This window comes from Pseudomonas sp. 8AS, from assembly GCF_902506505.1.
In the GTDB taxonomy this organism is placed as follows: Bacteria; Pseudomonadota; Gammaproteobacteria; order Pseudomonadales; family Pseudomonadaceae; genus Aquipseudomonas.
In genome coordinates this window covers 3,054,255-3,079,186 of the sequence record NZ_LR733406.1, presented here as the reverse complement: position 1 = coordinate 3,079,186, position 24,932 = coordinate 3,054,255, and the positions used below count along the sequence as shown (strand labels likewise).

The following is a 24,932-nucleotide window of genomic DNA, read 5'->3' as shown; positions in this document are numbered from 1 at the left end:
CGCGAAAGGGCGCCGCCTAGTATATAGAGGGGGTGGCCGGCACAATAGCGGCCTTATGACAGACTAAAATGATCGGGAACTTCTTTATACGTTCAGGTTCCATAGACTGTCACCCGTCACCATGGGTGCCGATCGAGCCCGCCAGAGAGGCGGCGTCGAACCGGTAAAAAGATTATCCGGCAGCAGGGCCGCAGGCCCTGTTGCGTTGTTTCGTGCAGGCGTCTCAGGCGCTGCAGAAAGGCTGTTCGGAGGGGGAGAACTTTTGCGCAACGTCCGAGTCTATCTTGGCAGAACGACTTGCTGGCAGACGCAGAACTCCTTCGAACCCCACGAGGAGTATTCATGCTAACCCAGGAAGACGATCAGCAACTGGTCGAGCGGGTGCAGCGCGGCGACAAGCGGGCTTTCGATCTGCTGGTGCTCAAGTACCAGCACAAGATTCTGGGGCTGGTCGTGCGCTTCGTGCACGACAGCCACGAGGCTCAGGATGTCGCGCAGGAGGCCTTTATCAAGGCCTATCGCGCGCTCGGTAATTTTCGCGGCGACAGTGCGTTCTATACCTGGCTGTACCGGATCGCCATCAATACGGCGAAGAATTACCTGGTTTCGCGCGGCCGCCGGCCGCCGGACAGTGATGTGAGTGCCGAGGATGCGGAGTTCTATGAGGGGGATCATGCCCTCAAGGACATCGAATCGCCGGAGCGGCTGTTGCTGCGTGATGAGGTCGAGGCCACCGTGCATCGCACCATCCAGCAGTTGCCCGAGGATTTGCGCACGGCACTGACTCTGCGTGAGTTTGATGGGTTGAGTTACGAGGACATTGCCAATGTCATGCAATGTCCAGTGGGTACCGTGCGCTCGCGGATTTTCCGGGCTCGCGAGGCCATCGATAAGTCCCTGCAACCCCTGTTGCAGGAAGCCTGAGACAGCGGCGACAGCCGAGAGAGGAACCGCCATGAGTCGTGAAGCCCTGCAGGAATCGCTGTCCGCGGTGATGGATAACGAAGCGGATGAACTGGAACTGCGCCGGGTGCTGGCCGCCAGCGACGAGCCCGAGCTGCGCGCCACCTGGGCGCGTTATCAGGTCGCTCGTGCGGTGATGCACAAGGAACTGCGGGAGCCGCGCCTGGATATCGCTGCCGCCGTCTCCGCCGCCCTGGCCGACGAGGCGCAGCCGGCCAAGGTTTCCCGTGCCCCGTGGCGCGGCCTGGGGCGCCTGGCAGTTGCCGCATCGGTGACGGTTGCCGTGCTGGCGGGCGTACGTTTCTACAATCAGGACGAGCTGGCTGGTGCGCAGCTGGCCCAGCAGGGCGCGCAGCCCGCTCTGATGATGCCGCAAGCGCAGGGCCCGGCAGTATTGGCGGGCTATACGACGAGCAGCGAGCCGCTGGTGCAGGGCGCGCCGAAGACGCAGCAGCCGGTTTCCGGCTGGCATGAGCAGCGTCTGCCCGCCTACCTGCGTCAGCATGCGCAGCAGGCGGCCGCCAATGGCGCTGACTCGGCTCTGCCGTATGCGCGTGCCGCCAGCCTGGAAAGCCGCTGAGGAGGACCATGCGCGCCTTCCCGTTTCTCGTATTGTTCGGTGGCTGGCTGGCGCTACCGGTCCAGGCTGCCGATGCCCAGGACTGGCTGAGTCGTTTGGCCAAGGCTGAAGAGCAAAGCTTTCACGGTACCTTCGTTTACGAGCGCAACGGCAGCTTTTCCACCCATGCCATCTGGCATCGGGTCGAGGCGGGTGGCGTGGTGCGCGAGCGCCTGCTGCAGCTCGATGGCCCGGCGCAGGAAGTGCTGCGCGTCGATGGCCGCCCGCAGTGCGTGAGTGGTGCCTTGACCGACCAGCTCAGCGATGTGCAGTGGCCGGCCCGTGCGCTGGTTCCGGAACAGCTGGCCAAACGTTACGAATTGCGTGTGCTGGGGCGTTCCCGGGTGGCCGGGCGCGCCGCAGTAGTGCTGGCGCTGAAGCCGCGCGATCAGCACCGTTACGCGGTCGAACTGCATCTGGATGAAGAAACGGCCGTGCCGCTCAGGTCGTTGCTGCTGAGCGAGAAGGGGCAGCTGCTCGAGCGCTTCCAGTTCATCGAGCTGGATACCCGGGCCTCGGTGGCCGACGAGCAGCTGCAGCCCAGTGCCGCCTGCAAGGCGGTGAGTTTCGGCAAGGCCGACGAGCTTTCCGCGCAGGTCTGGCGTGCCGCCTGGCTGCCGCCGGGATTCGAGCTGCAGCAGGCCTTGCGGCGCCGCAGCCCGGCTTCTGCGGAGCCGGTGGCTTGCCTGATGTATGACGATGGTCTGGCGCGCTTCTCGGTCTTTCTCGAGCCGCTGCGCGGTGCGGCGGTGGAGGATGCGCGCAGCCAGTTGGGGCCGACTGCCGTGGTGTCCCGGCGCATGGCGACGGCGGACGGCGATGTGATGGTGACGGTGGTTGGCGAGATCCCGCTGGGTACCGCCGAGCGGGTGGCCCTGTCCATGCAGGCGCTGCAACCCTCTGCGGCAGGTGCGGTGGCGCAATGATCGAGGAGCGCGGACGGGTCGTGGCGCTCGAGTCGGGCGCGGTCTGGGTCGAGACCTTGCGCAAGAGCACCTGCTCCAGTTGCTCGGCCAATGCCGGTTGTGGCCAGGGCTTGATGGACAAGCTGGGCGTTGGCCGCAGTCGGGGCCTGGTGCGCGCCCTCTGCGATCTGCAGGTGCAGCTGGGTGATACCGTGGTGATCGGTGTGCGCGAGGATCTGCTGGTGCGTGGCGCCTTGCTGGTCTATCTGCTGCCGCTGGTGTGCCTGTTTGCCGCCGCCCTGTTGGCGCAGGCGCTGGGCTTGGCCGAGCCGCTGGTGATCGTGCTGGGCTTGGCCGGATTGTTCGTGGGTTGGCTCGTTGTGCGTTGGCGCAGTCGTCAAACGGCGGCCGACCCGGCGCTGCAGCCGGTGGTGCTGCGTGCCATGCTGGCCAGTGCGTGCTGAATACTCATTTCTGTGGATGGGAGCTGTCGTCGATGCTTAGCCTGAAATCCTCCGTGTCCGGTCTGTTTGCCCTGCTGTTGTTGGGCCAGGTGGCTGTGGCACAGGCACAATTGCCAGAGTTCACCGAGTTGGTCGAAGCGGCCTCGCCGGCCGTGGTCAACATCAGCACGCGGCAGAACGTGCCGCAGCGCAATGCCGCGATCCAGGGGCAGATGCCCGATCTGGAAGGCCTGCCCCCGGAGTTTCGCCAGTTCTTCGAGCGCAATCTGCCGCAGGTGCCGCGCAATCCGAACGGTCGCCAGCGCGAGGCGCAATCGCTGGGCTCCGGTTTCATCATCTCGGACGATGGCTATGTGCTGACCAATAACCATGTGGTGGCCGATGCCGACGAGATCATCGTGCGTCTGTCCGATCGCAGTGAACTGGAAGCCAAGCTGGTCGGGGCCGATCCGCGCACCGACGTGGCGTTGCTCAAGGTCGAGGGCAAGGGGTTGCCGACCGTCAAGCTGGGCAAATCCGACGACCTGAAAGTCGGGGCCTGGGTGCTGGCCATCGGCTCGCCCTTCGGTTTCGATCACTCCGTCACCGCGGGCATCGTCAGCGCCAAGGGGCGCAGCCTGCCGAACGAGAACTATGTGCCGTTCATCCAGACCGACGTGGCGATCAATCCGGGCAACTCGGGTGGTCCGCTATTCAACCTGGATGGCGAAGTGGTCGGCATCAACTCGCAGATATTCACCCGCTCCGGTGGTTTCATGGGCCTTTCCTTTGCGATTCCGATCGATGTGGCGATGGCCGTGGCCGATCAGCTGAAGGCTGAAGGCAAGGTCAGTCGTGGCTGGCTGGGGGTGGTGATCCAGGAAGTGAACAAGGACCTGGCGGAGTCCTTCGGGCTGGAGAAGCCGGCCGGGGCGCTGGTGGCCCAGGTGTTGGAAGGTGGGCCGGCCGCCAAGGGTGGGCTGCAGGTGGGCGATGTCATCCTCGGCATGAACGATCAGCCGATCATCATGTCTGCCGACCTGCCGCATCTGGTCGGCGGCCTCAAGCCTGGCAGCACGATTGAGCTGGACGTGGTGCGCGAGGGTGAGCGCAAGCGCCTGTCGATGAGTGTCGGAGCCTTGCCGGAAGAGGGTGACGAGGTGGCGATCAATGCCGAGGCCGGTGTCGAGCGCAGCAGCAATCGCCTGGGGGTTTCCGTGGTCGAGCTGACCGATGAGCAGAAGAAGGCGCTCGATCTGCGTGGTGGCGTGGTGATCAAGGAAGTGCAGAATGGCCCGGCGGCACTGATCGGTCTGCGTCCCGGTGACGTGATCACCCATCTGAATAATCAGGCCATCGACTCGGCCAAGGCCTTCGCCCAGATCGCCAAGGCGCTGCCGGTCAATCGTTCGGTGTCCATGCGCGTGCTGCGCCAGGGGCGTGCCAGCTTCATCACCTTCAAGTTGGCCGAATAGCGCGGTTTGCCTCACCGGAAGGGCGGTTTCCACCGCCCTTTTTTGTGCGCGTGGCCTACTGCCCAGGCGTGACGCCATGGCTGGCAGTCGGGTAGAATGCTCGGCTATTTTCGGCGGGCAGCCTGCCTGCGGCTTTTTCGAGTGTTGATCCGTGAGTGACCTGAGTCATATCCGCAATTTCTCCATCATCGCCCACATCGACCATGGCAAGTCGACCCTGGCCGACCGCTTCATTCAGATGTGTGGTGGCCTGTCCGAGCGCGAAATGGAAGCCCAGGTGCTGGATTCCATGGACTTGGAGCGCGAGCGCGGCATCACCATCAAGGCGCACAGCGTGACCCTGCACTACAAGGCGCGGGATGGTAAGACCTACCAGCTGAACTTCATCGATACCCCGGGGCACGTCGACTTCACTTACGAAGTCAGCCGCTCGCTGGCGGCCTGCGAAGGCGCGCTGCTGGTGGTGGATGCCGGCCAGGGGGTGGAAGCCCAGTCGGTTGCCAACTGCTACACGGCCATCGAGCAGGGTCTCGAGGTCATGCCGGTGCTGAACAAGATGGATCTGCCGCAGGCCGATCCGGACAAGGTCAAGGAAGAGATCGAACACATCATCGGCATCGACGCCACCGATGCCGTGGCCTGCAGTGCCAAGAGCGGCATGGGCGTGGACGAGGTGCTGGAGCGTCTGGTCGCGGTGATTCCGCCGCCGACCGGCGACATCGAGGCGCCGTTGCAGGCCCTGATCATCGATTCCTGGTTCGACAACTACCTGGGGGTGGTCTCGCTGGTACGTGTGCGCCACGGCCGCATCAAGAAAGGCGACAAGGTGCTGGTCAAGTCCACCGGCAAGGTCCACCAGGTCGACAGCGTCGGGGTGTTCACGCCCAAGCATACGGCCACCGAGGATCTCAAGGCGGGCGAAGTGGGCTTCATCATCGCCGGCATCAAGGATATTCACGGCGCGCCGGTGGGTGACACCCTGACCCTGTCGAACACTCCCGATGTCGACATGCTGCCGGGCTTCAAGCGGGTCAAGCCGCAGGTCTACGCCGGCCTGTTCCCGGTCAGTTCGGACGATTTCGAAGATTTCCGCGAAGCGCTGCAGAAGCTGACGCTGAACGACGCTGCGCTGCAGTACGAGCCGGAAAGTTCCGAGGCTCTGGGCTTCGGCTTCCGCATCGGCTTCCTCGGCATGCTGCACATGGAGATCATCCAGGAGCGCCTGGAGCGTGAATACGATCTGGACCTGATCACCACCGCGCCGACCGTGGTATTCGAGCTGCTGCTGAAGAACGGCGAGACGATCTACGTCGATAACCCGTCGAAATTGCCGGACCTGTCGGCGATTGAGGATATGCGCGAGCCGATCGTACGGGCCAACATCCTGGTGCCGCAGGAGCATCTGGGCAACGTCATCACCCTGTGCATCGAGAAGCGTGGTGTGCAGCGCGACATGCAGTTCCTCAGCAGCCAGGTGCAGGTCTGCTATGACCTGCCGATGAACGAGGTGGTGCTGGACTTCTTCGACCGCCTGAAGTCGGTCAGCCGCGGTTATGCCTCGCTGGACTACAGCTTCGATCGTTTCGAGAGCGCTAATCTGGTCAAGCTGGATGTGCTGATCAACGGCGAGAAGGTCGATGCCCTGGCGCTCATCGTGCATCGCGACAAGGCCCACTACAAAGGCCGTGCGCTGACCGAGAAGATGAAAGAGCTGATTCCCCGGCAGATGTTCGACGTCGCCATTCAGGCTGCCATTGGTGGCCAGATCGTCGCGCGGACAACCGTCAAGGCGCTCAGGAAGAACGTGCTGGCCAAGTGCTACGGTGGCGACGTCAGCCGTAAGAAAAAACTGCTGGAGAAGCAGAAGGCCGGTAAGAAACGCATGAAGCAGGTCGGCAGCGTGGAGATTCCCCAGGAAGCCTTCCTTGCCGTGCTCAAAGTGGATAGCTGATAGCCATGTCGTTCAATTTCCCTCTGATTCTGGTGATTGCCGTTGCGGTTTGCGGTGCCCTGGCCTTGCTCGATCTGCTGCTGCTGGCTCCGCGCCGGCGGTCGGCGATTGCCACCTACGAGGGACAGGTCGACAAGGTGGACGAACGGGTGCTGCAAAGCCTGAGCCGCGAGCCGTTGCTGGTGGAGTACGGCAAGTCGTTCTTCCCGGTGCTGGCCATCGTGCTGGTGCTGCGCTCCTTCCTGCTGGAGCCGTTCCAGATTCCGTCTGGCTCGATGAAGCCGACCCTGGATATCGGCGACTTCATTCTGGTCAACAAGTTTGCCTACGGCATCCGCCTGCCGGTGGTCGATACCAAGGTCATCGAGGTGGGTGATCCGCAGCGTGGCGACGTGATGGTGTTCCGCTACCCGAGCGAGCCGAACATCAACTACATCAAGCGCGTGGTCGGCTTGCCCGGCGACCGGATCAGCTACACCACGGCCAAGCGTCTGCTAGTCAATGGCCAGCCGGTCGCCGAGACCTTTCTCGGTGAGGAACCGGGCAGCCTGGGCAGTGCTGCGTTGTATCGGGAGAAGCTGGGCGAGGTGGAACACCAGATTCGCAAGGAGCTGCGCCGCAACCTGCACGTCCCGGGTGACGAGTGGGTCGTGCCGCAAGGACACTACTTCATGATGGGCGACAACCGCGACAACTCCAATGACAGCCGCTACTGGAACGACAAGCGTATTCCCAAGGAGCTGCTGGGCATGGTTCCGGATCGCAATATCGTCGGCAAGGCCTTCGCCGTGTGGATGAGCTGGCCGGATCCGAAGTTGCGCAGCCTGCCGAATTTCTCCCGGGTGGGCCTGATCCACTGATCAATCGGCATGTGTGTGGCGCATTGTGCAATGGGTTTGCGCCAGCTTATATATAGTTATGCTCTGGGCCTGCGGGCATCACGATAAAAGGGATAAGAGAGGGTGGTCATGAAGTTTGCGCATTCGCAGAAAGGCTTGTCGATGCTGAGCTGGCTGGTGGTGCTGGCCGTGGTGGCATTCTTCGCCAGCATGACCTTCAAGATGCTGCCGCATTACATGGATTACATGTCGCTGGAGAAGATCATCATCTCGGTAGAGAAAGATGCTTCGCAAGATGTGCGTACAGTTGCTGATTTTTATGATCATGTAAGCAAGGGTATGGAGATTAACGGCATCCGTAATCTTGATATTGAAGAGGCTTTGGTTATCAAGCAGGAGAGCAATGAGTTTCGTGCGCATCTCAAATATGAGCGACGTGAATCGTTGATTGAAAATCTCGATCTAGTCGCCCGGTTCGACAAAGAATTTCGCGTACGCATGCCGTGAGTGCCTCTCTAGCCCGTCTTGAGCGTCAGCTCGGTTATACCTTCCAGAACCAGGATCTGCTGATCCTGGCTCTTACCCACCGCAGCTTCGCCGGGCGCAACAATGAGCGCCTGGAGTTTCTCGGCGATGCCATCCTCAACTTCGTTGCTGGCGAGGCGCTGTTCGAGCGTTTCCCCCAGGCTCGCGAAGGCCAGTTGTCGCGTTTGCGCGCGCGCCTGGTCAAAGGCGAGACACTGGCAGTGCTGGCGCGTGGCTTCGATCTGGGTGAATACCTGCGACTGGGCTCCGGCGAGCTGAAGAGTGGCGGCTTTCGCCGCGAATCGATTCTGGCCGATGCCCTCGAGGCGCTGATCGGTGGCATCTACCTGGATGCCGGCATGGATATGGCACGCCAGCGTGTGCTGGCCTGGCTCAGCAACGAGCTGGAAAGCCTGACCCTGGTCGACACCAACAAGGACCCGAAAACCCGTCTGCAGGAGTTCCTGCAGTCGCGCGGTACTGACCTGCCGCGCTATGACGTGGTGGATATTCAGGGCGAGCCGCATTGCCGAACCTTCTTCGTGCAGTGCGAAGTGGCCCTGTTGAATGAAAATACCCAGGGGCAGGGCGCCAGTCGGCGCATTGCCGAGCAGGTCGCCGCCGCCGCCGCCCTCGTGGCGCTGGGCGTGGAGAATGGCAATGACTGATGCACCCGTAACCCGCTGTGGCTATGTCGCCATCGTCGGCCGCCCCAACGTGGGCAAATCGACCCTGCTCAACCATATCCTCGGGCAGAAGCTGGCGATCACTTCGCGCAAGCCGCAGACCACCCGCCACAACATGCTCGGGATCAAGACCGAGGGCGAAGTGCAGGCGATCTATGTCGATACGCCCGGCCTGCACAAGAACAGCGACAAGGCCCTCAATCGCTACATGAACAAGACTGCCTCGGCGGCGTTGAAGGACGTCGACGTGGTGATCTTCGTGGTCGACCGCACACGCTGGACCGACGAGGACCAGATGGTTCTCGAGCGCATCCAGTACGTGCAGGGGCCGGTGATCCTGGCGATCAACAAGACCGATCGCATCGAGGACAAGATCGAGCTGATGCCGCATCTGGAGTGGCTCCAGCAGCAGCTGCCGAAGGCCGAGATCGTGCCGATTTCCGCGCAGCAGGGGCACAACCTCGATGCCCTGGAAAAACTGGTGGCCGACTTCCTGCCGGAGGGCGAGCACTTCTTCCCGGAAGACCAGATCACCGACCGTTCCAGTCGCTTCCTTGCCGCCGAACTGGTGCGCGAGAAGATCATGCGCCAGCTCGGCGCCGAACTGCCGTACCAGATCACCGTGGAGATCGAGGAGTTCAAGCAGGAGGGGCGCATTCTGCATATCCATGCGCTGATCCTGGTCGAGCGCGACGGGCAGAAGAAGATCATCATCGGCGACAAGGGCGAGCGGATCAAACGCATCGGCCAGGAAGCGCGCAAGGACATGGAGGTGCTGTTCGACTCCAAGGTCATGCTCAACCTCTGGGTCAAGGTCAAGGGTGGCTGGTCCGATGACGAGCGGGCCCTGCGTTCGCTGGGCTACAACGACATCTAAGCCATGCAGGCCAGTGTGTATCCGGCCTACGTTCTGCACAGCCGTGCCTACCGCGAGAGCAGTGCGCTGCTCGACATCCTGACGCCGCAAGGTCGCTTTCGCGCGGTCTTGCGCGGTGCGCGGGGCAAGGCCGGTACCCTGGCACGGCCCTTCGTGCCGCTGGATGCAGAGTTCCGCGGCCGCGGCGAACTGAAGAACGTCGCTCGCCTGGAAGCCGCCGGCATCCCCAATCTGCTGAGCGGCGCCGCCCTGTTCAGCGGCCTGTACCTCAACGAACTGCTGATTCGCCTGCTGCCCGCGGAAGATCCGCTGCCCTCCCTGTTCGAACACTACGCCTTGACGCTCCAGGCGCTGGCCGCGAATCCGCCGCTGGAGCCTCTGTTGCGCGCCTTCGAGTGGCGCCTGCTGGACGAGCTGGGCTATGGTTTCGCCCTGGACAGCGATCTGGCTGGCCAGCCGATTGCCGCTAACGGGCTGTACCGCCTGCAGCCGGATGCCGGCCTGGAGGCGGTGGTGCAGCTGCAGCCCGGCCTGTTCTGCGGCGCCGATCTATTGGCCATGGCCGAGGCGGACTGGTCGTCGCCCGCTGTGCTGGCTGCGGCCAAGCGCCTGATGCGCCAGGCCCTGGCGCCCCATCTGGGCGGTCGACCGCTGGTCAGCCGCGAACTCTTCATGAATCTCAAGGAACCTGTCCGTGACTGAAGCCAATCGCATCCTCCTCGGCGTGAATATCGACCATGTTGCCACCCTGCGTCAGGCCCGTGGCACCCGTTACCCCGACCCGGTCAAGGCGGCGCTGGATGCCGAGGAGGCCGGTGCCGATGGCATCACCGTGCATCTGCGCGAGGATCGTCGGCATATCCAGGAGCGTGACGTGCGCCTGCTCAAGGAGGTGCTGCAGACGCGGATGAACTTCGAGATGGGGGTCACCGACTTCATGCTCGACTTTGCCGAGAGCATCCGCCCCGAGCACGTCTGCCTGGTTCCGGAAACGCGCCAGGAGCTGACTACCGAAGGTGGTCTGGAAGTGGCAGGTCAGGAAGCGCGCATTCGTGCCGCGGTGGAGCGCTTGAGCAAGCTCGGTTGCGAGGTGTCTCTGTTCATCGATGCCGACGAGCAGCAGATCGAGGCGGCGCGGCGTGTCGGTGCCCCGGCCATCGAGCTGCACACAGGCCGCTATGCCGATGCCCAGACTCCGGCGCAGGCGGCCCGCGAGCTGGCGCGGATCCGCGACGGAGTGGCCTGCGGCCTGGCGCATGGCCTGATCGTCAATGCCGGCCATGGTCTGCATTACCACAATGCCGAACCGGTGGCAGCGATTGCCGGCGTGCACGAGCTGAACATTGGCCATGCGATTGTCGCGCATGCCCTGTTCGTCGGCTTCAAGGCCGCGGTGGCGGAGATGAAGCAGCTGATCGTCACCGCGGCGGCGCGCGGCTAAGCGCGCGCCGCCGGCTGGCCCGAGCGCGCCGTGCAGGTGCGGCGCGCTCGCTTCCCGCTCAGAGCATGCGGCGGAACTGATGCCAGCGGCGCTGCACGCTGACCGCCCAGTCCGGCGTCGCTTCCCCGGTGCCGGCCAGTTCCAGGCGCGGATGGTGGGCGATGACCTGATTGAGGATCGGCTCCTGCCCGGGCTTCACGTCGACGAAGAACAGGTGCTTGCCTTCGTGCAGGCTGTCGGCAAAGCGGCGGAACGCGCTGTTGGGTTGCTGCATGCCGAACAGGCTGCCTTCCCAGACACAGAAGCCGACCAGCACCACCGCCAGGAATACGAAGGGTGTCCAGCCGGCAGGGCTCTCGGCCCAGCCGTTGAGCCAGGCCAGTAGGATCACCAGAACCGCCAGGGCGAGGCCGATCAGGCTGGCAACCTGGCCGGAGTGGACCAGGTCCTGTTTCATGAGCGATGGCACATCGTGCAGCTGGTGCTGCTCGACTGCGGCGTCCTGCTCGCTCAGGACGTGGATCTGTTCGGTGCTGATGCCGCTGGCTTCCAGCTCGTTCTCGAGCTTTTCCAGCTCGTCCAGGTTATCGCTGATGTAGTAATGCCGATGCATGGCACACCTCCTATCTCGCAGTGGTGGGCCCCCAGTCAGTGCGGGTGACCGCGATGGGTCTATCGACAGTGTAGTTGTGTGCTCAGGGCAGCGGTTGCGGGCCGCCGAGCGGCTGCGGCGCCTCGATGATGCAGCGGTCGCGGCCGGCGCTCTTGGCCTGGTACAGGCACTGGTCGGTGCGTTGCAGCCAGCTGCTCCAGCTTTCGTCGCGGCGCAGGGTGGTGCCGCCGATGGAGACCGTCACCGCTCCGCCGGGCCCGCGCAAGGATTGTCGCACCCGTTGCAGTAGATGATTGGCGGCGGCTTGCAGGCCTTCGGTTGTGCTGTCTGGCAGGAGCAGGAGGAATTCTTCGCCGCCGAAGCGGAACAGGCGGTCCTCCTGGCGCGAGCAGGATTTGATCAGCTCGACGAAGTCGATCAGCACCTGGTCGCCGGCCGGGTGGCCGAACTGGTCGTTGATCTGCTTGAAGTGATCCAGGTCCATCGCCAGTGCGCCGTAGTCCTTGCCGTGGCGGCGTTTGCTGGATACCGCGATCTTCATTTCCTCATCCATCGCCCGCCGGTTGCGGGCGCCGGTGAGCGGGTCGCTGATGGCCAGGCTCTGCAGCTGCTCGCGCTGGCTGCTGGTGCGATAGGCGAAAATGAAGGTGAGGATGCCGGCCACCGTGTTGGTGACCAGGAAGGAGATCATCTGGTAATGGCTCTCGAACACGCTACCCGGCACCCAGAGCGCGTGGCCGACCAGGCTGGTCAGGATCAGCAGCGTGGCCACGATGGCCTTGCCGGGGGAAACCATGAAGAAGTTGAAGAGGATCAGCGGGTAGAGCCAGAACAGGCCGTTGACTCCCAGATTGATGGCGATCAGGGTCGAGCCCACCGAGAAGATGCTCGCCAGGTAGATGCCGGGCTTCACCGTGTCGCCGGTGCGCCAGGCATAGAGCACGGCCAGTATGGTGGAGGCGACGAACACCGAGTCGGCGATGCCGACCAGGTAATTGCCGTGCATCAGGCGATAAAACGCGTAAGGCGTGATGCCCAGCACACCGATCAATCCCATGAGGGAGATGATGGACAGCTGGAAGTCTTTCCTGAGTCGCTTGAACATCAGCGATAGTCCCTTGGCCTGTGGCTCTTTTTATCGTTTTCTGACGACAGGATGCAGAGCTTTGCCAGGGCGGGCAAGGGTGATGTTGGGCGAGGTGCCAGTATTGCCGCCAAAGTGCCGCGCGGATGCAGGCCGTGGCGGTTGCTGGCTATTCGACCGGCAAGATTATTTCTTGCTGATGGTGATGTGACGGCTGGGGGTGGCGGACTGACCACTGACGCCTTTGGCGATCTGCTGGATCTCGCCGCCGGACTTGAGGAATGCGGCGATCTGCGCTTCGATGGACTCGTGGGTTTCCACGGCCGGTTGCGGCTTGGGTTTCTGGCTGGATCCTTTGACTCGCATGATGGCTCCCCTTCGAGGAAATCGCTGGCGCACGCTGGGTGCGGATGAAATGGCAGGGATAAAAAAACCGGCCCGTGGGCCGGTTTTCGTGACGCGTCGAGTAATTAGATTACTTGAACGTCGTCAGCTTGCATGCCTTTCTGACCTTTTACAGCCACGAAGGAGACCTTTTGGCCTTCCTGCAGGCTTTTGAAGCCAGCGCTCTGGATCGAGCGGTAGTGTACAAACAGGTCGGCGCCGCTTTCCGGGGTGATGAAGCCGAAGCCTTTTTCATCGTTGAACCACTTGACGGTGCCAGTTTGACGATCGGACATGAGATATCTCCTTGAACAAAGTGAACATGACGCCGGAACAGCCCAGGCCATGACTGAGTGCAAAGAGTAAAGAAACCGATGGAAGGTTGGATCGAGATCTAAACAGGTCGATTTGCGGTGACACATGCAGCACAGTCCGACCAACTTACAGGTATAACGGCCAATCGCCTAGTCATTTCTTCACTTTCGGCTGAACGGGGTGCTGCAGCAGCACCTCGAACGATCCTGCTCAGGGGCGGGGTGCCGGGCAGCGACGCGCATCGGTCGGGCCGACATGGGGGTTGTGCCAGCCCATCACGCAGGCCAGTCGCTGGTTGCGCTGACGCTCCCAGTCCTGCACCGGATACTGCTTGTGCCAGGCTTCGAACAGGCGCCGGTCCTGCTTCGACAGGCGCAGGCCGTAGCGCTCGCTCATGTAGAAGTAGGTGCGGGCGATCATGCCGCGGACCTTGGCCCTGGGCATCGCCTTGCGTGCCTTGAAGTCGACCACCATCGGGCAGGCGCCGTATTGGCCGGGTTGCTGGGGCAGCCAGGCAAAGCTGTAGTTGCTGCGGTCGCCGTTCACTTCGCCCACGCTCGGCACCAGGTTGAACAGGTCGGCCTCGGCGCGCCGATAGATGCGGTCGTTGCTCGCGCAGTTGCGCCGTCCGCCTTGTTGCCAGCAGCGCCGCTGGTGGCCGATGACCCAGGCCGGGACTATGTGTTCCCACTCGATGCGGGCGGCCCGTTGCGGGTTCTTGCGCGGGACATAGCCACAGCTGGCCAGGTCGACCTGCTTGCCGCTGTAGCGGCAGCCGCAGTAGAACTCAACCGATTGGCGGGCATATAGCTGCCAGGCGACTTTCTTCGCCTCGGCAAAGGTGCGCGGCGGTGCGGCGGGGCTGGTGACGGGCAGGGCAAGGGCAAGCAGCAGAGCGATACAACGCCAGGGCATGGATACGGCATCCCTAAAAAAGCGCGGCATCATACCGCTCTGGCGGCCTTTGCCAAGGCGGCTCGAACAGGCTTCATGGCTGCCGGGGGATAAGTCGCGGCGCCGCCTGGCGTGTCTTCAATCTCGACTGCTTAACACTTTCTGGGGAAACTTTTGCGCCTGGCTGACAGCCGCCTGCGGCGGTCGCATCATGCGCCGGGAGTTCCTTCACGAGATGATTTCGTAGCCATGTCCATTACGCACACCGAGCAGTCCCTGGGCTTCGCCGCGCAAAGCGTGGCCGGCCAGGTGCGTGCGCATAACGAAGATGCCGTGCTGTGTTGCCCCGAGCTGGGCCTGTGGGCCGTCGCCGATGGCATGGGCGGCCATCAGTGTGGCGAGGTGGCCAGTGCCCTGGCCCTGCAGGTCCTGCGCGAGGCCGTGGCCGCGGGCGAGAGCCTGCTGGCGGCCACCCAGGCGGCCAATGCCGCGATCGTGGCGGCCGGCCAGGCCGAGGGCGGGCGGCGCATGGGCACCACCCTGGTGGCCCTGCGCTTCAGCGGTGCCGACTTCGAGCTGGCCTGGGTCGGCGACAGCCGGGCCTACCGGGTCAGCGCCGAGCATATCGAGCAGCTCAGTCGGGATCACAGCTGGGTGCAGCTGATGATCGATGCCGGCGAGATGACCAGCGAGCAGGCGCGTACCCATCCGCGGCGCAATATCGTCATCCAGTGCCTGGGGCAGAGCGAGCAGGAGCTGACGGTCGGCCAGCTGCACGGCACCCTGGCCGCGGGCGAGCTGTTGCTGCTGTGCAGCGACGGCCTCAGCGGCGAACTGAGCGATGCGCAGATCCAGCAGCTGTGTGCCGAGGCGGCGACCCTCGACGAGCTGGTCGAACAGCTGATAGGGCTGGCCAATCGGCTGGGCGGCAAGGACAATATCTCCTGCATCGTGCTCGGCCTGAGTGCGCCGCAATCGCCGGCGATCGCTGCCAAACCCCGGAACTTCCTCAGCAGATGGCTGAGTCCCCGCAAGCCTTGAACACTTCGACAAGACATTCGATGAGCAACCATTTGCTAGAGATACCCGGCTACCGTGTGCATGGCCAGCTGGGCAAGGGGGGGATGGCCGAGGTCTACCTGGCCACCCAGGAATCACTGCACCGCAAGGTCGCGATCAAGGTGCTGCTCAGCGCCGATGACCAGACCTTCAGCCAGCGCTTCACCCAGGAAGCGCACATCGTCGCCTCGCTCAACCACCCGGCGATCATCACCATCTATGACATCGACCGCCTGGCCGACGGGCGCTACTACCTGGCCATGGAGTTTCTCCCCGGCGGCGACCTGACCCGGCACAAGGGCGAGATCTTCCCCGTCGAGCGTGCCCTGGCCATCGTCCGCCAGGTCGCCAGCGGCCTGGCCGTGGTGCACGACAAGGGCCTGGTGCACCGGGACGTGAAGCCGGCCAACATCCTCTTCCGCGCCGATGGCTCGGTGGTGCTGACCGACTTCGGCGTGGCCAAGGACCTCGATATCGACAGCGAGCTGACCCAGTTCGGCATCGCCGTCGGCAGCCCGGCCTACAGCAGCCCGGAGCAAGCGCAGTGCCAGGCGCTGGACGCGCGCAGCGACATCTACAGCCTCGGCGTGATCCTGCTGGAGATGCTCACCGGCAGCAATCCCTATCGCGGCGGCAACTACACCCAGACCGTGGTCAACCATGTGCAGATGGCGCCGCCCGAGCTGCCGGAGACGCTGGCGGCCTTGCGCCCGTTGCTGGCACGCATGCTGGCGAAGAACTCGGACGAGCGCTTTGCCGACTGCCACGAGCTGCTGGCCGCGCTCGATGCGCTCGGACAGAGCGAGGTGCAGCAGACCCGGTTGCGCCCCGCGCACAAGGTCGCACCGGCCGGCGTGGCGCCTGGCGCCGCGGCCAAGCCCGGGGCACCGGCCAGGCCGCGTCGCTCGGCGATGCCGCTGCTGCTGGGGCTCAGCGTGCTGGTGCTGATCGGCACCCTGACTTTCGCCACCCTGTACCTCAAGGAGCGTCGGCAGATCGAGGCCCTGCTCGCCTCGGCCGAGCAGCGCTTCGCCAGCGGGCAGCTGAACCAGCCACCGCAGGACAGTGCCGAGCACTACTTCAACCAGGTCCTGCGCCTCGATGCCGACAACGACGCGGCGCTGGCCGGCCTGCTGCGGGTCAAGGAGGCGCGCATCGCCGCCTTGCTCGAGCAGGGCGAGCAGCGCCTGCGCGAGGGGCTGCTGACCGCCCCGGCCGATGACAGCGCCGATTTCTATTTCCGCCAGGCCCTGGCGCTGGACGAACAGCATGCGGCCACGCTGCAGGCCTTGCAGCGTCTGCTCGACGCACGTATCGCCGGCTACCTGGAACGGGCCGAACAGAGCATCGCCGACAAGCGCCTGTTGCTGCCGGAGGACGACAGTGCGGTGTACTACTACCAGCAGATCCTCGGCTGGGCGCCGGGGCACGAGCAGGCCCTGGCCGGCCTGAACCGGGTGGCCATGCTCTACCGCGACCTGGCCAATGCCTCCTACCGGCGCAGCGACTTCCCCGCGGCCCTGGCCATGATCGAGCGCGGCCTGCAGGTCGAGCCGGAAAATCCCGAGCTGCTCAAGATGCGAAATGAACACCAGCAGCTGTTAAGCTCCGCGCGCGCCGCCCGGGCACGCGCCAGCGAAGCGGCCGCGCGCGACCAGCGGGCCGCCGAGCAGAAGGCGCAGCAAGAGGGCAATCCGCTCAAGCGCGCGTGGAACAATCTCTTTGGCGAGTGAGCGCCATTTCGACAGGATTCAGACGATGCTCAAGCTGCATTTCAAGGACAGTCGGCAAGCCCCCATCTGGCTGGTCGAGGAGCGCTTCACCGTCGGCCAGGATCGGCGCAACAACCTGGTGCTGGCCGATAGCGGCATCCACGGCTTCCATGCCGAAATCCGCCAGGAGAACGGCCTCTACTACGTCAGCGACTGCGACAGTGCCAGCGGCACCTTCGTCAACGATGAGCGCGTCAGCCACCGCTACCAGTTGCGCAGCGACGATACCCTGCGCCTGGGCGAGGTCGAGCTGCAGCTGAGCGACCCGGCCAAGGCCAAGCCGCGCAGCGAGGGCGGGCAGCGCTGGTTCCTGCAGGTGCTCAAGGGCGAGAACGAGGGCAAGAAGTACCACGTCAGCGGCTCGATGACCTTTGGCCGCTCGGTGAAGTGCGAGCTGTGCTTCAGCGATGCCGAGCTGTCGCGGCGCCACTGCGAGTTCTTCCTCAAGGACGACGTGCTCGAGGTCAAGGACCTGGCCTCGGCCAACGGCGTGCAGGTCAATGGCGAGAAGGCCAATACCCGGGTGCTGCAGCCCGGCGACCAGGTGCGCATGGGCTCGGTGCTGTTGCTGGTGATCGGCCCCAAGGTCGAGGTGCAGCAGGCCGAAGACGAAGACGCCACCCTGTTCATGCGCGCCGTCGATCTGCCCAAGCCGGCCGCCAGCAAGTCGCTCAACGCGGCCCAGCCGGCCACGGCCAACCCGCTGCGCGCCGCCGCCCAGGCCAGTGCCGCGCACGTCGTGGCGGCGGCGCCGAGCCGCCCCGGCCTGAGTCCGCTGCAGGCCGGCCTGCTGGCCCTGGCGGCCTTTGCCGCGGGCCTGCTGGTCGCCAGCCTGCTGTTCTGAGGTTCGGAGCCCGCTCGCGTGGCAGCGGCGAGCGGGATCGGGCGCCGCCGGCCAGGGCGCCGACGGCATTGAACAGCGCTCATTCCATGCGTTCACTCGCGCCAGGCCATCAGGTGGCCGGATCTGTGCCTGTGCCTGGCGTCTTGTGTCCGTGCGGCGGGCGGCCGCCGGGGTTAGGCTGGCCTGCCGCAGACCGCCGCCGAGTAATGGAGTGAGAGTGAAACCGTTCGTCCTGTTGTCCTGTGCCTGGCTCCTCGCCTGCCTGCCGCTGGCGGCCCAGGCCTGGTCCAATCATTCCCTCGGCAGCCTGCTGGCGCTGCGCGGCATGCCCGAGCTGGCGGCCGAGGTGCCGGTCGAGCCGCTGGAGGCCTTCCTGCTCGACCAGGCGCCGGCCATCGAACACCTGCTCGACCAGCAGGAGCGCTTTGCCCGCGAACACTTCCCCGGCTACCCGGCGCGCCCGGACAACCTGCGCTGGCTGGCCGCCGGCCTCAAGGAGCCGCGCCAGGCCTTCCTGCGGGCGCTGCGGATCAACCCCGAGGTGCGCCTGGCCAGTTTCATCCAGCAGCTGCCGGGGCAGGATGCCGGCGGCCGGCGCCGCCTGCTCAGCCAGGATGTCCTGGTGTTCCACAAGATCGGCCCGTGGAGCCACTGGCGCTATCTGGAGCTGCAGCCGGGCGAGACGGTCAGCGCCCTGCAGGTGCTGGCCAGCGCCGCCGACGAGCCGGACTATGGCCACGACATCAACCTGTTTCGCGACAACCCGGGCACGGCCGGCCAGGACTACAACTTCGGCGAGCAACCGTTCGGCGATGCGCGCTTCGAGTATTCCTCCCAGGCGCCTTTCCATATCGGCTACTACCACGAGTCCGAGCTGATCTTCGCCGCCGCGCCGTACCTGGCGCGGACCCTGCCGCACTGGCGGATCTACCAGTACAGCGGCCTGGCCCGCCTGGCCTTCGCCAGTGGCCACCCGTATTGGGGCTACCGCTTCCTCGGCTGGGCCCTGCACTACCTGCAGGACCTGACCCAGCCCTACCACGCCCGGGTGCTGCCGGGGGTGGATACCGGCGACATGGTGCTGATCGCCGCCAAGGCCGAGGCCGGTTTCCCGGAGGATCGCGATGCCGCGATCCAGCGCGTGGCCGACCGGCATACCGCCATCGAGCACTACCAGCTCGAACGCATGCAGCTGCTGATGCACGACGGTCCGGCCGACCACCCGTTGCTGGCGGCCTATGCCGACCTGCGCCAGGATGCCGGCTCCCCGGCCGTGGGCCCGGACTACGCGGTGCAGGTGGTGGCCGCAGAGTCCCAGGCGCGCGCCGATCAGCTGGATCAACTGATCGGCCTGTGGCTGGCGCGCCAGGCCGCCAGCCAGGGCTTCAGCGCCGGCAACCAGCTGGCCAGCGCCCACGACCCGGCCATGGAGCAACTGCTGGTGGAGTTGTTCCGCAACTTCGGCACGCATAGCCGCCAGGCCGTGCGTGCCAGCCTGCCGGGGGTATCCGCCAGCCGGCAGCCCTGAACGGCCTGCTAGAGGCGTGGCTGCCGTAGGTCGTCCGGGCGGAACCACAGCTCGCGCCGCTGCAGGGGGGTGGCCGCCGGCAGCAGCGGATTGCGCAGCTCGATCAGCCGGCGCCGGGCGAAGTCGACGCGCCCCAGGGTGGCGCCGTAGTGCTGCAGGAACAGGCGGTCGAACGAGCCGTCGGCCAGGGCCCGCTCCAGGCCGCGTTCCACGGTTTCGGCCAGCAGCGGGTTGCGCGGCGAGAAGAAGAAATACAGGGCGGTGGGGTAGTGCAGGAGCAGGTGGCGGTCGATGGTGATGGCCGCCTCCTGGTTGTGCTCGGCCTCGTCCCAGATCTCGATGACCGCCCGCGGAAAGTAGTCGAAGCGCCTGGCATCGAGCATGCGGAACAGGCTGTCGTAGCTGGAGGTGACCTCCACCGGCAGGCCGTTGTAGCGCAGGATCTGCGTGTCCGGCCAGTCGTGGCCCTGGCCGGCGCGCCAGCCCTGCAGGTCGGCGAGCTGGCGCACATGGCGCAGCAGCAGGGGGCGGTCCTGACGCAGCAGGGCGATGCGCCAGCCATACAGGCCCTTGTCCAGCGGAATGCGTACCGGCAGCAAGCGTCGCTCGCGCTCCGCGCTGGTCATGCTCCAGACCACGTCGACCACGCCGCCTTCCTCAAGGCTGACCAGCGCGCGTTGCTGTTCCATCGGCTGCTCCGAAGGCTGCAGGCGCAGGGGGCTGCCGGCCTTGTCTAGGGCCTGCTGCAACTGGGCCAGGGCGTAGGCCTGGCGGTACTCCTCGCCGCTGGGCGCGCGCGGGTAGCGCAGCAGCTCGTCCGCCACGGTCTGGAGTGGCGCCAGCAGCAGAAGCAATAGCCAGCCGTAGAGCGCTGTTGCGTGCATCGATTGCCGTCCTTTCAATCGCTCGGGTGTCGTGTCGCGCCCGGTTTTGGAGCGGGCATTATGCCAGCCCCGCCGGAGCGCCGTGACAGCGTGCTCACGGGCCGGCTTGGCCGTGGCGTGCCGGCGTGCGAGCTGGCGGCGCGACTGGCCCCCAGCGTGGGGCGGGCTTCAGCCGTGGCTGTGGCGCTGCGGTTCGCGGCGAAGCCGCTCCTGCGGGACGCGCAGGCGCTGAGCGTGGCGGCGCCCATCCAGCGGTGCCTGTGCGCGGATTCCGCTCAGGCCGGCGCCCTGGGCAGCACCCGGCGTTCGGCGCTGATTTCCGGCAGGTCGCTGCGCCGCAGGTAGACATGCAGTGCCTCGGCGAGGTGCAGGCGGTCGTCGATGTTCTGCGCAACCAGCAGCTGCAGGCGTTCGCGGCTGAGGCTCATGATGCCGCCGGGCAGCGGCGTCCAGACGAACTCGCTGGTGGGGGTGATGCTCTCGCCCGGCACGTCGAGGCCGAAGGAGTCCTCGCTGAAACGCACGATGTGCCGGCCGGTCTTCTCGTTGAAGCCGACGAAGCCCTGCAGGGCGTCGGCCGCGGCGCAGATGCTGGCGGAAGTGATGCTCATGGGTAAACCTCAGGCTGGCGCCGGATGGCGGCGGTGGTCGGGTCTACACGCAAGGGGGAGGGGTGGGCTCGTGGGCCGCACACGCGTTATGCCGCGCATTGTTGCGGGGTGGCGCCGGCCGCGTCTTGTCGGAGATCAATGTTCGAGGGCGCCTGAGAATCAGTCGCGATTATCGGCAGGGCAGGCGGATGGTCGTAGGGTGCGGTTCAGCCGGCGCTTTGCCGTTCCAGTTCGCGGCGCACCATGCTGGCGTATTCCGGCGGGGACAACTGGTAGAGCTGGCTGGCCACCCAGTCCAGCCAGCGCGGGCCGAGGGCCTCGCGCTGTTGCAGCAGGCGCCGGGCTTCGAGCTCGGCACGTGCGGCATGCTGCTGGTGGTATTGGCTGCGGCTCACGCCTGAGGCTTAGCCGGAGAGGCCGACGTAGACGTTCTGCACGTCGTCGTGGTTGTCGAGGGCCTCGAGGAAGGCTTCGACTTCTTCCATCTGCGCGTCGCTCAGGCCGCTGACCGGGTTCTTCGGGATGTAGCCGATCTTCGCCGAGTTGACGGTGAAACCCTGCTCCGGCAAGGCCTTGCACACGGCGTCGAGGTCGGTCAGTTCGGTGATGAACAGGGTGTTGCCCTCATCGGACGGCTCGAAGTCCTGGGCGCCGGCTTCGATGGCGGCCAGTTCCGGGTCGGCGCCGCTGTCGCTGGAGGCTTCGATCATGCCGACGTGGTTGAAGTCCCAGGTCACCGAGCCGGAGGCACCCATCTGGCCCTTGCGGAACAGCACGCGGATTTCCGCCACGGTGCGGTTCAGGTTGTCGGTCAGGCATTCGACGATCACCGGCACCTGGTGCGGGGCGAAGCCTTCGTAGGTGGTGCGCTCGAAGTTGACGGTCTCGCCGAGCAGGCCGGCGCCTTTCTTGATCGCGCGCTCCAGAGTGTCCTTGGGCATCGAGGCCTTCTTGGCCGCGTGTACGGCCACGCGCAGCTTGGCGTTGGTGTCCGGGTCGGCGCCGTTGCGTGCGGCGACCATGATTTCCTTGACCAGACGGCCGAAGATCTTGCCCCTGGCGTTGGCTGCGGCTTCTTTAGGTTTGGCTTTCCACTGTGCGCCCATGGCGGTTCTCTCGCTTGCTGCGGGTGGGGAGTCGTGCGTCGGGCTGGACAGCCGGCGCGATGACTCGAAACAGGCGGCAGATTCTAGCCGGTCGCGCCGCGCTAGGCACTAGGTGCGCGCAGCCGGGCTGATGGACGAGGCGGGTGGTGCGGCGAAAACGAGGGCGCCACGGCAGCCTGGGCGAACAGGCTGCCGTGGCGGGTGGGGCTCAGGGCGTAGCGGCGTGGCTGCCGAGCAGGGTGCCGCCGTGCTTCTTGTCCCGCTTGGCCGCGCGTTTTTCGTGGGCGGTTTTCAGCGGCTTTTTCTTCGCCTCTTTGTGCGAGTCCATGCTCTTGCTCATGATCGATACCTCAGGCGTAGGGGATTGAATTGCACACAAATGCTGAGTGTTCGTGGGTCACCGTCACCTCCCAGGCTGCCTGAGCCTGCCTTGCGCTAAATCCTTCATGCTCCATCCAGCATAGCCGCTGCCCGGCAAGGGGAACGGGCACTCGTCGCCGCGCTGGCAACGTCGGTGGTTTACCGGCGACAACCGCCTGTTAGATCAGACTGCCCAGCGTCAGCAGCGGCAGGTACAGGGCCGCGATCGGCAGCACGACCAGCAGCCAGCTCAGGGCCGAGGCCCACAGCAGGCCGATAGGCGTGCCGCGCTCGCCCGCATGGCCCGGCCCAGCAACCAGGCCAGCTGATGGAGCAGGGCGCTGTGCAGGATGTTCCAGGCCGGCTGCTGGTGCTCCATGAGCAGGCGGGTCGCTTGCGGCAGGTGCTGGCGAACAGCTCGGCGAAATCCCCGGGCTGTAGCAGAAGGCGCTGGCCAGGGCGCCGGCAGCCGGGTGCATCGGATATGCTTGGCCCGCTGCACGGCCCCGTATTCCCGTTTCGCAACAGGTAGAGCCCCATGCCGATCCACTACGCCAGACGCTTGGTCGGGCGCAAACGCACACCGGATGCCAATCGCCACCTGGGCTTCGTGCTGGCCTTCGTCGCGGGGGCGATCAACGCCGGCGGTTTCCTCGCGGTGCAGCAGTACACCTCGCACATGACCGGCATCGTCTCGTCGATGGCCGACAACCTGGTGCTCGGCGCCTACGACCTGGTGCTCAACGGCGCCGGCGGGTTGCTGTCCTTCCTGCTCGGGGCGATCTGCTCGGCGATCATGGTCAACTATTCACGGCGCCGCCGCCGACATGCCGAGTTCGCCATGCCGCTGCTGCTGGAGGCCTTCCTGCTGCTGTGCTTCGGCCTGCTGGGCAGTCGCCTGGCCGATGTGCAGGGGCTGTTCGTGCCGGTCACGGTGATGCTGCTGTGCTTCATCATGGGTCTGCAGAATGCGCTGATCACCAAGCTGTCCAAGGCCGAGATCCGCACCACGCACATCACCGGCATCGTCACCGACATCGGCATCGAGCTGGGCAAGCTGCTGTACTGGAATCGCTCGCCGGTGCCGGAAAAGCTGCGGGTGGCGGTGAACAGGGCGCGCCTGCTGGTGCTGGCCGTGCTGGCGCTGAGCTTCTTCTGCGGCGGCGTCGCCGGCGCGTTCGGCTTCAAGTACCTCGGCTATATCGCCACCTTGCCGCTGGCCCTGGTACTGGTGACCCTGGCGATCGTGCCGGCGCTGGATGACCTGGCGCTGATGCTGCGGCGCTGGCGGCGCTGAGAGGCGCCGGAGGTCCCCACGGCGGGCGTGGGGACACTGGGGATCAGTCCTGGCGGCTGGTCACTTCCAGCAGGTGGTAGCCGAACTGGGTTTTCACCGGGCCCTGCACCACGTTGAGCGGCGCGCTGAACACCACGGTGTCGAATTCCTTGACCATCTGCCCCGGGCCGAAGGAACCGAGGTCGCCGCCCTGGCGGCTGGACGGGCAGGTGGAGTTGTCTTTGGCGACCTGGGCGAAGTCGGCGCCGGCTTCGATCGCGGCTTTCAATTCGTTGCACTTGGCTTCAGTGGCAACCAGGATATGACGGGCAGTGGCGCGGGCCATGGGGTGTTACTCCTTGTTGAGAAGGTGCAGAGCCTAGCGCAATTGCCCGGCATGCGCATGCCGGATGGCAGAGCGGCTGGCGATAAATCTGCCCGCGCCGGGCTCCGCACAGGCGCGAAATCGCGCATCATGGGCGCAGTCTGTCCGAGGGAGCCGTTCATGCGCGTCAGCTCATTCATTTTGCGTTTCGCCACCTTGTCGCTGGGCCTGCTGTGCGTCGCCACGGCCGGCGCGGCCGAGGAGGCGCAGCTGATCGAGTCGATCAATGCCTACCGCAGCCAGGTGCAGCGCTGCGCCGGCCAGGCCTCGGCAGAGCTGCCGCCGCTGGCCGCCGATCCGCGCCTGGTGCTGCCGGCCAGCGGCGGCGCCGACCTGCAGGCCTCGCTGGCGCGGGCCAGCTACCCGCTGGTCAACGTGCAGGCCATCAGCCTGTCCGGCCCGCGCGATGCGCAGGCGGCCATGCAGGCGCTGCGCGAAAGCTTCTGCCAGGTCGTGCTCGACCCGCAGTTCGTCGATATCGGCGTCAGCCGCCTGGACCGCGACTGGCGCATCGTCCTGGCGCGGCCGCTGCTGGGCGGCAAGCTGGGCGACTGGCAGGCGGAGGGGCAGAAGTTGCTGGAACAGATCAACGCCGCCCGCGCCCAGGCGCGCCAATGTGGCGGGCAACCCTTCGCCGCTGCCGCGCCACTGGCCTGGAATGCCACGCTGGCGAGCACGGCCGAGGGCCACAGCCGGGCGATGGCTAACGGCAACTTCTTCGACCACCGTGACCGCGACGGCCGCACCCCGGGTGATCGCGCCGAGCTGGCCGGCTACGGCGGCCAGCGCATCGGCGAGAACATTGCCGCCGGCCTGGACGCCACGCGCAAGGTGGTCGACGGCTGGCTGGCCAGTCCCGGCCACTGCGCCAACCTGATGGCCCCGCAGTTCAGCGAACTGGGCGCGGCCTATGCCGTCGACCCGAAAAGCGATGCGGGGATCTACTGGACGGCGTTGTTCGGCGCGCCCTGAACCCGGGGGCTGAGCAAGAGCAGCCCGGTTCGCCGGCAGCCGAACGGTCGGTCGCTGCTCCCCGGCGGGGCTAGTCTTGTGAGAGGCGTTCCGTCAGGGCGAGGCCGGCGCGCGAATCCGG

The 24,932-nt window shown here is 65.4% G+C and carries 29 protein-coding genes and 1 pseudogene; 18 read left to right on the top strand and 12 right to left on the bottom strand.

What is annotated here, in order from left to right; all coding sequences use genetic code 11:
- The first annotated feature begins 342 nt into the window (after nucleotides 1–342).
- From rpoE to pdxJ, 12 genes are all read left to right on the top strand, one after another.
- Nucleotides 343–924 carry an RNA polymerase sigma factor RpoE gene (rpoE, locus tag GV001_RS14355; protein WP_160080973.1) on the top strand — a complete coding sequence of 194 codons (582 nt, stop codon included), beginning with the start codon at nucleotides 343–345 and terminating at the stop codon, nucleotides 922–924.
- A 31-nt stretch (nucleotides 925–955) separates the two neighbouring features.
- Complete coding sequence (locus GV001_RS14350; RefSeq protein WP_160080971.1) at nucleotides 956–1,543, top strand: sigma-E factor negative regulatory protein; 588 nt, start codon at nucleotides 956–958, stop codon at nucleotides 1,541–1,543.
- Between the two features lie 8 nt (nucleotides 1,544–1,551).
- Complete coding sequence (locus tag GV001_RS14345; protein WP_160080969.1) at nucleotides 1,552–2,508, top strand: MucB/RseB C-terminal domain-containing protein; 957 nt, start codon at nucleotides 1,552–1,554, stop codon at nucleotides 2,506–2,508.
- Nucleotides 2,505–2,951, top strand: coding sequence for a SoxR reducing system RseC family protein (locus GV001_RS14340; RefSeq protein WP_160080967.1), 447 nt, complete (start codon nucleotides 2,505–2,507; stop codon nucleotides 2,949–2,951). Before GV001_RS14345 ends, GV001_RS14340 begins: the two co-directional genes overlap by 4 nt.
- A gap of 32 nt (nucleotides 2,952–2,983) precedes the next feature.
- A complete protein-coding gene (locus GV001_RS14335; RefSeq protein WP_160080965.1) occupies nucleotides 2,984–4,405 on the top strand; it encodes a DegQ family serine endoprotease in 1,422 nt (473 codons plus the stop codon).
- A 151-nt stretch (nucleotides 4,406–4,556) separates the two neighbouring features.
- Nucleotides 4,557–6,356 (top strand): translation elongation factor 4, encoded by a 1,800-nt coding sequence (lepA, locus tag GV001_RS14330; protein ID WP_160080963.1) that lies wholly within the window; start codon nucleotides 4,557–4,559, stop codon nucleotides 6,354–6,356.
- A gap of 5 nt (nucleotides 6,357–6,361) precedes the next feature.
- Entirely contained in the window at nucleotides 6,362–7,216 is an 855-nt protein-coding gene (gene lepB, locus GV001_RS14325) for a signal peptidase I (protein ID WP_160080961.1), read from the top strand.
- A gap of 108 nt (nucleotides 7,217–7,324) precedes the next feature.
- Nucleotides 7,325–7,702, top strand: a complete 378-nt coding sequence (locus tag GV001_RS14320) for a DUF4845 domain-containing protein (RefSeq protein ID WP_160080959.1) — start codon at nucleotides 7,325–7,327, stop codon at nucleotides 7,700–7,702.
- Nucleotides 7,699–8,388: a ribonuclease III gene (rnc, locus tag GV001_RS14315; protein WP_160080957.1), complete on the top strand. Its 690-nt coding sequence runs from the start codon at nucleotides 7,699–7,701 to the stop codon at nucleotides 8,386–8,388. The genes GV001_RS14320 and rnc overlap by 4 nt, the downstream gene beginning before the upstream one ends.
- A complete protein-coding gene (era, locus tag GV001_RS14310) occupies nucleotides 8,381–9,283 on the top strand; it encodes a GTPase Era (RefSeq protein ID WP_160080955.1) in 903 nt (300 codons plus the stop codon). Before rnc ends, era begins: the two co-directional genes overlap by 8 nt.
- 3 nt (nucleotides 9,284–9,286) lie before the next feature.
- On the top strand, nucleotides 9,287–9,985 hold the full coding sequence (gene recO / locus GV001_RS14305) for a DNA repair protein RecO (RefSeq protein ID WP_160080953.1): 699 nt from the start codon (nucleotides 9,287–9,289) through the stop codon (nucleotides 9,983–9,985).
- Entirely contained in the window at nucleotides 9,978–10,724 is a 747-nt protein-coding gene (gene pdxJ / locus GV001_RS14300) for a pyridoxine 5'-phosphate synthase (protein WP_160080951.1), read from the top strand. The genes recO and pdxJ overlap by 8 nt, the downstream gene beginning before the upstream one ends.
- A 58-nt stretch (nucleotides 10,725–10,782) precedes the next feature.
- Here the strand turns inward: pdxJ and GV001_RS14295 are convergent, their stop codons facing one another.
- The 5 genes from GV001_RS14295 to GV001_RS14275 form a co-directional block, all read right to left on the bottom strand.
- Nucleotides 10,783–11,337, bottom strand: a complete 555-nt coding sequence (locus tag GV001_RS14295; protein WP_160080949.1) for a magnesium transporter — start codon at nucleotides 11,335–11,337, stop codon at nucleotides 10,783–10,785.
- Nucleotides 11,338–11,419: 82 nt separating this feature from the next.
- A complete protein-coding gene (locus GV001_RS14290) occupies nucleotides 11,420–12,442 on the bottom strand; it encodes a GGDEF domain-containing protein (protein ID WP_160080947.1) in 1,023 nt (340 codons plus the stop codon).
- Nucleotides 12,443–12,607: 165 nt separating this feature from the next.
- Nucleotides 12,608–12,787 carry a hypothetical protein gene (locus tag GV001_RS14285; RefSeq protein WP_160080935.1) on the bottom strand — a complete coding sequence of 60 codons (180 nt, stop codon included), beginning with the start codon at nucleotides 12,785–12,787 and terminating at the stop codon, nucleotides 12,608–12,610.
- A gap of 104 nt (nucleotides 12,788–12,891) precedes the next feature.
- Nucleotides 12,892–13,101, bottom strand: a complete 210-nt coding sequence (locus GV001_RS14280) for a cold-shock protein (RefSeq protein ID WP_160080933.1) — start codon at nucleotides 13,099–13,101, stop codon at nucleotides 12,892–12,894.
- A 229-nt stretch (nucleotides 13,102–13,330) separates the two neighbouring features.
- Entirely contained in the window at nucleotides 13,331–14,035 is a 705-nt protein-coding gene (locus GV001_RS14275) for an endonuclease (RefSeq protein WP_160080931.1), read from the bottom strand.
- A 228-nt stretch (nucleotides 14,036–14,263) separates the two neighbouring features.
- On the opposite strand from GV001_RS14275, the gene GV001_RS14270 reads away from it, so the two are divergent.
- From GV001_RS14270 to GV001_RS14255, 4 genes are all read left to right on the top strand, one after another.
- On the top strand, nucleotides 14,264–15,055 hold the full coding sequence (locus GV001_RS14270; protein WP_160080929.1) for a PP2C family serine/threonine-protein phosphatase: 792 nt from the start codon (nucleotides 14,264–14,266) through the stop codon (nucleotides 15,053–15,055).
- Nucleotides 15,056–15,075: 20 nt separating this feature from the next.
- A complete protein-coding gene (locus GV001_RS14265; RefSeq protein ID WP_160080927.1) occupies nucleotides 15,076–16,806 on the top strand; it encodes a serine/threonine-protein kinase in 1,731 nt (576 codons plus the stop codon).
- 25 nt (nucleotides 16,807–16,831) lie between these two features.
- The gene (locus tag GV001_RS14260) at nucleotides 16,832–17,689 is read left to right on the top strand and encodes an FHA domain-containing protein (protein ID WP_160080925.1); all 858 of its coding nucleotides are present in this window, start codon (nucleotides 16,832–16,834) and stop codon (nucleotides 17,687–17,689) included.
- Nucleotides 17,690–17,906: 217 nt separating this feature from the next.
- Nucleotides 17,907–19,217 carry a phospholipase gene (locus GV001_RS14255; protein WP_372238540.1) on the top strand — a complete coding sequence of 437 codons (1,311 nt, stop codon included), beginning with the start codon at nucleotides 17,907–17,909 and terminating at the stop codon, nucleotides 19,215–19,217.
- Nucleotides 19,218–19,225: 8 nt separating this feature from the next.
- On the opposite strand, the gene GV001_RS14250 is transcribed toward GV001_RS14255, so the two are convergent.
- From GV001_RS14250 to GV001_RS14230, 6 genes are all read right to left on the bottom strand, one after another.
- A complete protein-coding gene (locus GV001_RS14250; RefSeq protein WP_160080923.1) occupies nucleotides 19,226–20,101 on the bottom strand; it encodes a hypothetical protein in 876 nt (291 codons plus the stop codon).
- A gap of 275 nt (nucleotides 20,102–20,376) precedes the next feature.
- Entirely contained in the window at nucleotides 20,377–20,712 is a 336-nt protein-coding gene (locus tag GV001_RS14245) for a DUF2025 family protein (RefSeq protein WP_160080921.1), read from the bottom strand.
- 206 nt (nucleotides 20,713–20,918) lie between these two features.
- Complete coding sequence (locus GV001_RS14240) at nucleotides 20,919–21,107, bottom strand: hypothetical protein (protein WP_160080919.1); 189 nt, start codon at nucleotides 21,105–21,107, stop codon at nucleotides 20,919–20,921.
- Between the two features lie 9 nt (nucleotides 21,108–21,116).
- On the bottom strand, nucleotides 21,117–21,818 hold the full coding sequence (locus GV001_RS14235; RefSeq protein ID WP_160080917.1) for a YebC/PmpR family DNA-binding transcriptional regulator: 702 nt from the start codon (nucleotides 21,816–21,818) through the stop codon (nucleotides 21,117–21,119).
- 208 nt (nucleotides 21,819–22,026) lie between these two features.
- Nucleotides 22,027–22,158 carry a hypothetical protein gene (locus GV001_RS20190; protein WP_256664927.1) on the bottom strand — a complete coding sequence of 44 codons (132 nt, stop codon included), beginning with the start codon at nucleotides 22,156–22,158 and terminating at the stop codon, nucleotides 22,027–22,029.
- Between the two features lie 199 nt (nucleotides 22,159–22,357).
- Complete coding sequence (locus GV001_RS14230; RefSeq protein ID WP_160080915.1) at nucleotides 22,358–22,657, bottom strand: hypothetical protein; 300 nt, start codon at nucleotides 22,655–22,657, stop codon at nucleotides 22,358–22,360.
- A 59-nt stretch (nucleotides 22,658–22,716) separates the two neighbouring features.
- Between GV001_RS14230 and GV001_RS14225 the strand changes: the two are divergent.
- Nucleotides 22,717–23,472: pseudogene (locus GV001_RS14225) on the top strand (YoaK family protein); the annotation flags it as partial.
- Nucleotides 23,473–23,518: 46 nt separating this feature from the next.
- Here GV001_RS14225 and GV001_RS14220 read toward each other — a convergent pair.
- Nucleotides 23,519–23,800, bottom strand: coding sequence for a peptidylprolyl isomerase (locus GV001_RS14220; RefSeq protein ID WP_160080911.1), 282 nt, complete (start codon nucleotides 23,798–23,800; stop codon nucleotides 23,519–23,521).
- Nucleotides 23,801–23,959: 159 nt separating this feature from the next.
- On the opposite strand from GV001_RS14220, the gene GV001_RS14215 reads away from it, so the two are divergent.
- The gene (locus tag GV001_RS14215) at nucleotides 23,960–24,811 is read left to right on the top strand and encodes a CAP domain-containing protein (RefSeq protein WP_160080909.1); all 852 of its coding nucleotides are present in this window, start codon (nucleotides 23,960–23,962) and stop codon (nucleotides 24,809–24,811) included.
- Nucleotides 24,812–24,932 lie beyond the last annotated feature (121 nt).

What these genes read in the sequence shown, in the direction of transcription:
- rpoE (WP_160080973.1), top strand. Translation starts at nt 343, where the DNA reads ATGCTAACCCAGGAAGACGATCAGCAACTGGTCGAGCGGGTGCAGCGC.
- GV001_RS14350 (WP_160080971.1), top strand. Translation starts at nt 956, where the DNA reads ATGAGTCGTGAAGCCCTGCAGGAATCGCTGTCCGCGGTGATGGATAAC.
- GV001_RS14345 (WP_160080969.1), top strand. Translation starts at nt 1,552, where the DNA reads ATGCGCGCCTTCCCGTTTCTCGTATTGTTCGGTGGCTGGCTGGCGCTA.
- GV001_RS14340 (WP_160080967.1), top strand. Translation starts at nt 2,505, where the DNA reads ATGATCGAGGAGCGCGGACGGGTCGTGGCGCTCGAGTCGGGCGCGGTC.
- GV001_RS14335 (WP_160080965.1), top strand. Translation starts at nt 2,984, where the DNA reads ATGCTTAGCCTGAAATCCTCCGTGTCCGGTCTGTTTGCCCTGCTGTTG.
- lepB (WP_160080961.1), top strand. Translation starts at nt 6,362, where the DNA reads ATGTCGTTCAATTTCCCTCTGATTCTGGTGATTGCCGTTGCGGTTTGC.
- GV001_RS14320 (WP_160080959.1), top strand. Translation starts at nt 7,325, where the DNA reads ATGAAGTTTGCGCATTCGCAGAAAGGCTTGTCGATGCTGAGCTGGCTG.
- era (WP_160080955.1), top strand. Translation starts at nt 8,381, where the DNA reads ATGACTGATGCACCCGTAACCCGCTGTGGCTATGTCGCCATCGTCGGC.
- recO (WP_160080953.1), top strand. Translation starts at nt 9,287, where the DNA reads ATGCAGGCCAGTGTGTATCCGGCCTACGTTCTGCACAGCCGTGCCTAC.
- GV001_RS14295 (WP_160080949.1), bottom strand. Translation starts at nt 11,337, where the DNA reads ATGCATCGGCATTACTACATCAGCGATAACCTGGACGAGCTGGAAAAG.
- GV001_RS14290 (WP_160080947.1), bottom strand. Translation starts at nt 12,442, where the DNA reads ATGTTCAAGCGACTCAGGAAAGACTTCCAGCTGTCCATCATCTCCCTC.
- GV001_RS14285 (WP_160080935.1), bottom strand. Translation starts at nt 12,787, where the DNA reads ATGCGAGTCAAAGGATCCAGCCAGAAACCCAAGCCGCAACCGGCCGTG.
- GV001_RS14280 (WP_160080933.1), bottom strand. Translation starts at nt 13,101, where the DNA reads ATGTCCGATCGTCAAACTGGCACCGTCAAGTGGTTCAACGATGAAAAA.
- GV001_RS14275 (WP_160080931.1), bottom strand. Translation starts at nt 14,035, where the DNA reads ATGCCCTGGCGTTGTATCGCTCTGCTGCTTGCCCTTGCCCTGCCCGTC.
- GV001_RS14270 (WP_160080929.1), top strand. Translation starts at nt 14,264, where the DNA reads ATGTCCATTACGCACACCGAGCAGTCCCTGGGCTTCGCCGCGCAAAGC.
- GV001_RS14265 (WP_160080927.1), top strand. Translation starts at nt 15,076, where the DNA reads ATGAGCAACCATTTGCTAGAGATACCCGGCTACCGTGTGCATGGCCAG.
- GV001_RS14260 (WP_160080925.1), top strand. Translation starts at nt 16,832, where the DNA reads ATGCTCAAGCTGCATTTCAAGGACAGTCGGCAAGCCCCCATCTGGCTG.
- GV001_RS14250 (WP_160080923.1), bottom strand. Translation starts at nt 20,101, where the DNA reads ATGCACGCAACAGCGCTCTACGGCTGGCTATTGCTTCTGCTGCTGGCG.
- GV001_RS14245 (WP_160080921.1), bottom strand. Translation starts at nt 20,712, where the DNA reads ATGAGCATCACTTCCGCCAGCATCTGCGCCGCGGCCGACGCCCTGCAG.
- GV001_RS14235 (WP_160080917.1), bottom strand. Translation starts at nt 21,818, where the DNA reads ATGGGCGCACAGTGGAAAGCCAAACCTAAAGAAGCCGCAGCCAACGCC.
- GV001_RS20190 (WP_256664927.1), bottom strand. Translation starts at nt 22,158, where the DNA reads ATGAGCAAGAGCATGGACTCGCACAAAGAGGCGAAGAAAAAGCCGCTG.
- GV001_RS14230 (WP_160080915.1), bottom strand. Translation starts at nt 22,657, where the DNA reads ATGCACCCGGCTGCCGGCGCCCTGGCCAGCGCCTTCTGCTACAGCCCG.
- GV001_RS14220 (WP_160080911.1), bottom strand. Translation starts at nt 23,800, where the DNA reads ATGGCCCGCGCCACTGCCCGTCATATCCTGGTTGCCACTGAAGCCAAG.
- GV001_RS14215 (WP_160080909.1), top strand. Translation starts at nt 23,960, where the DNA reads ATGCGCGTCAGCTCATTCATTTTGCGTTTCGCCACCTTGTCGCTGGGC.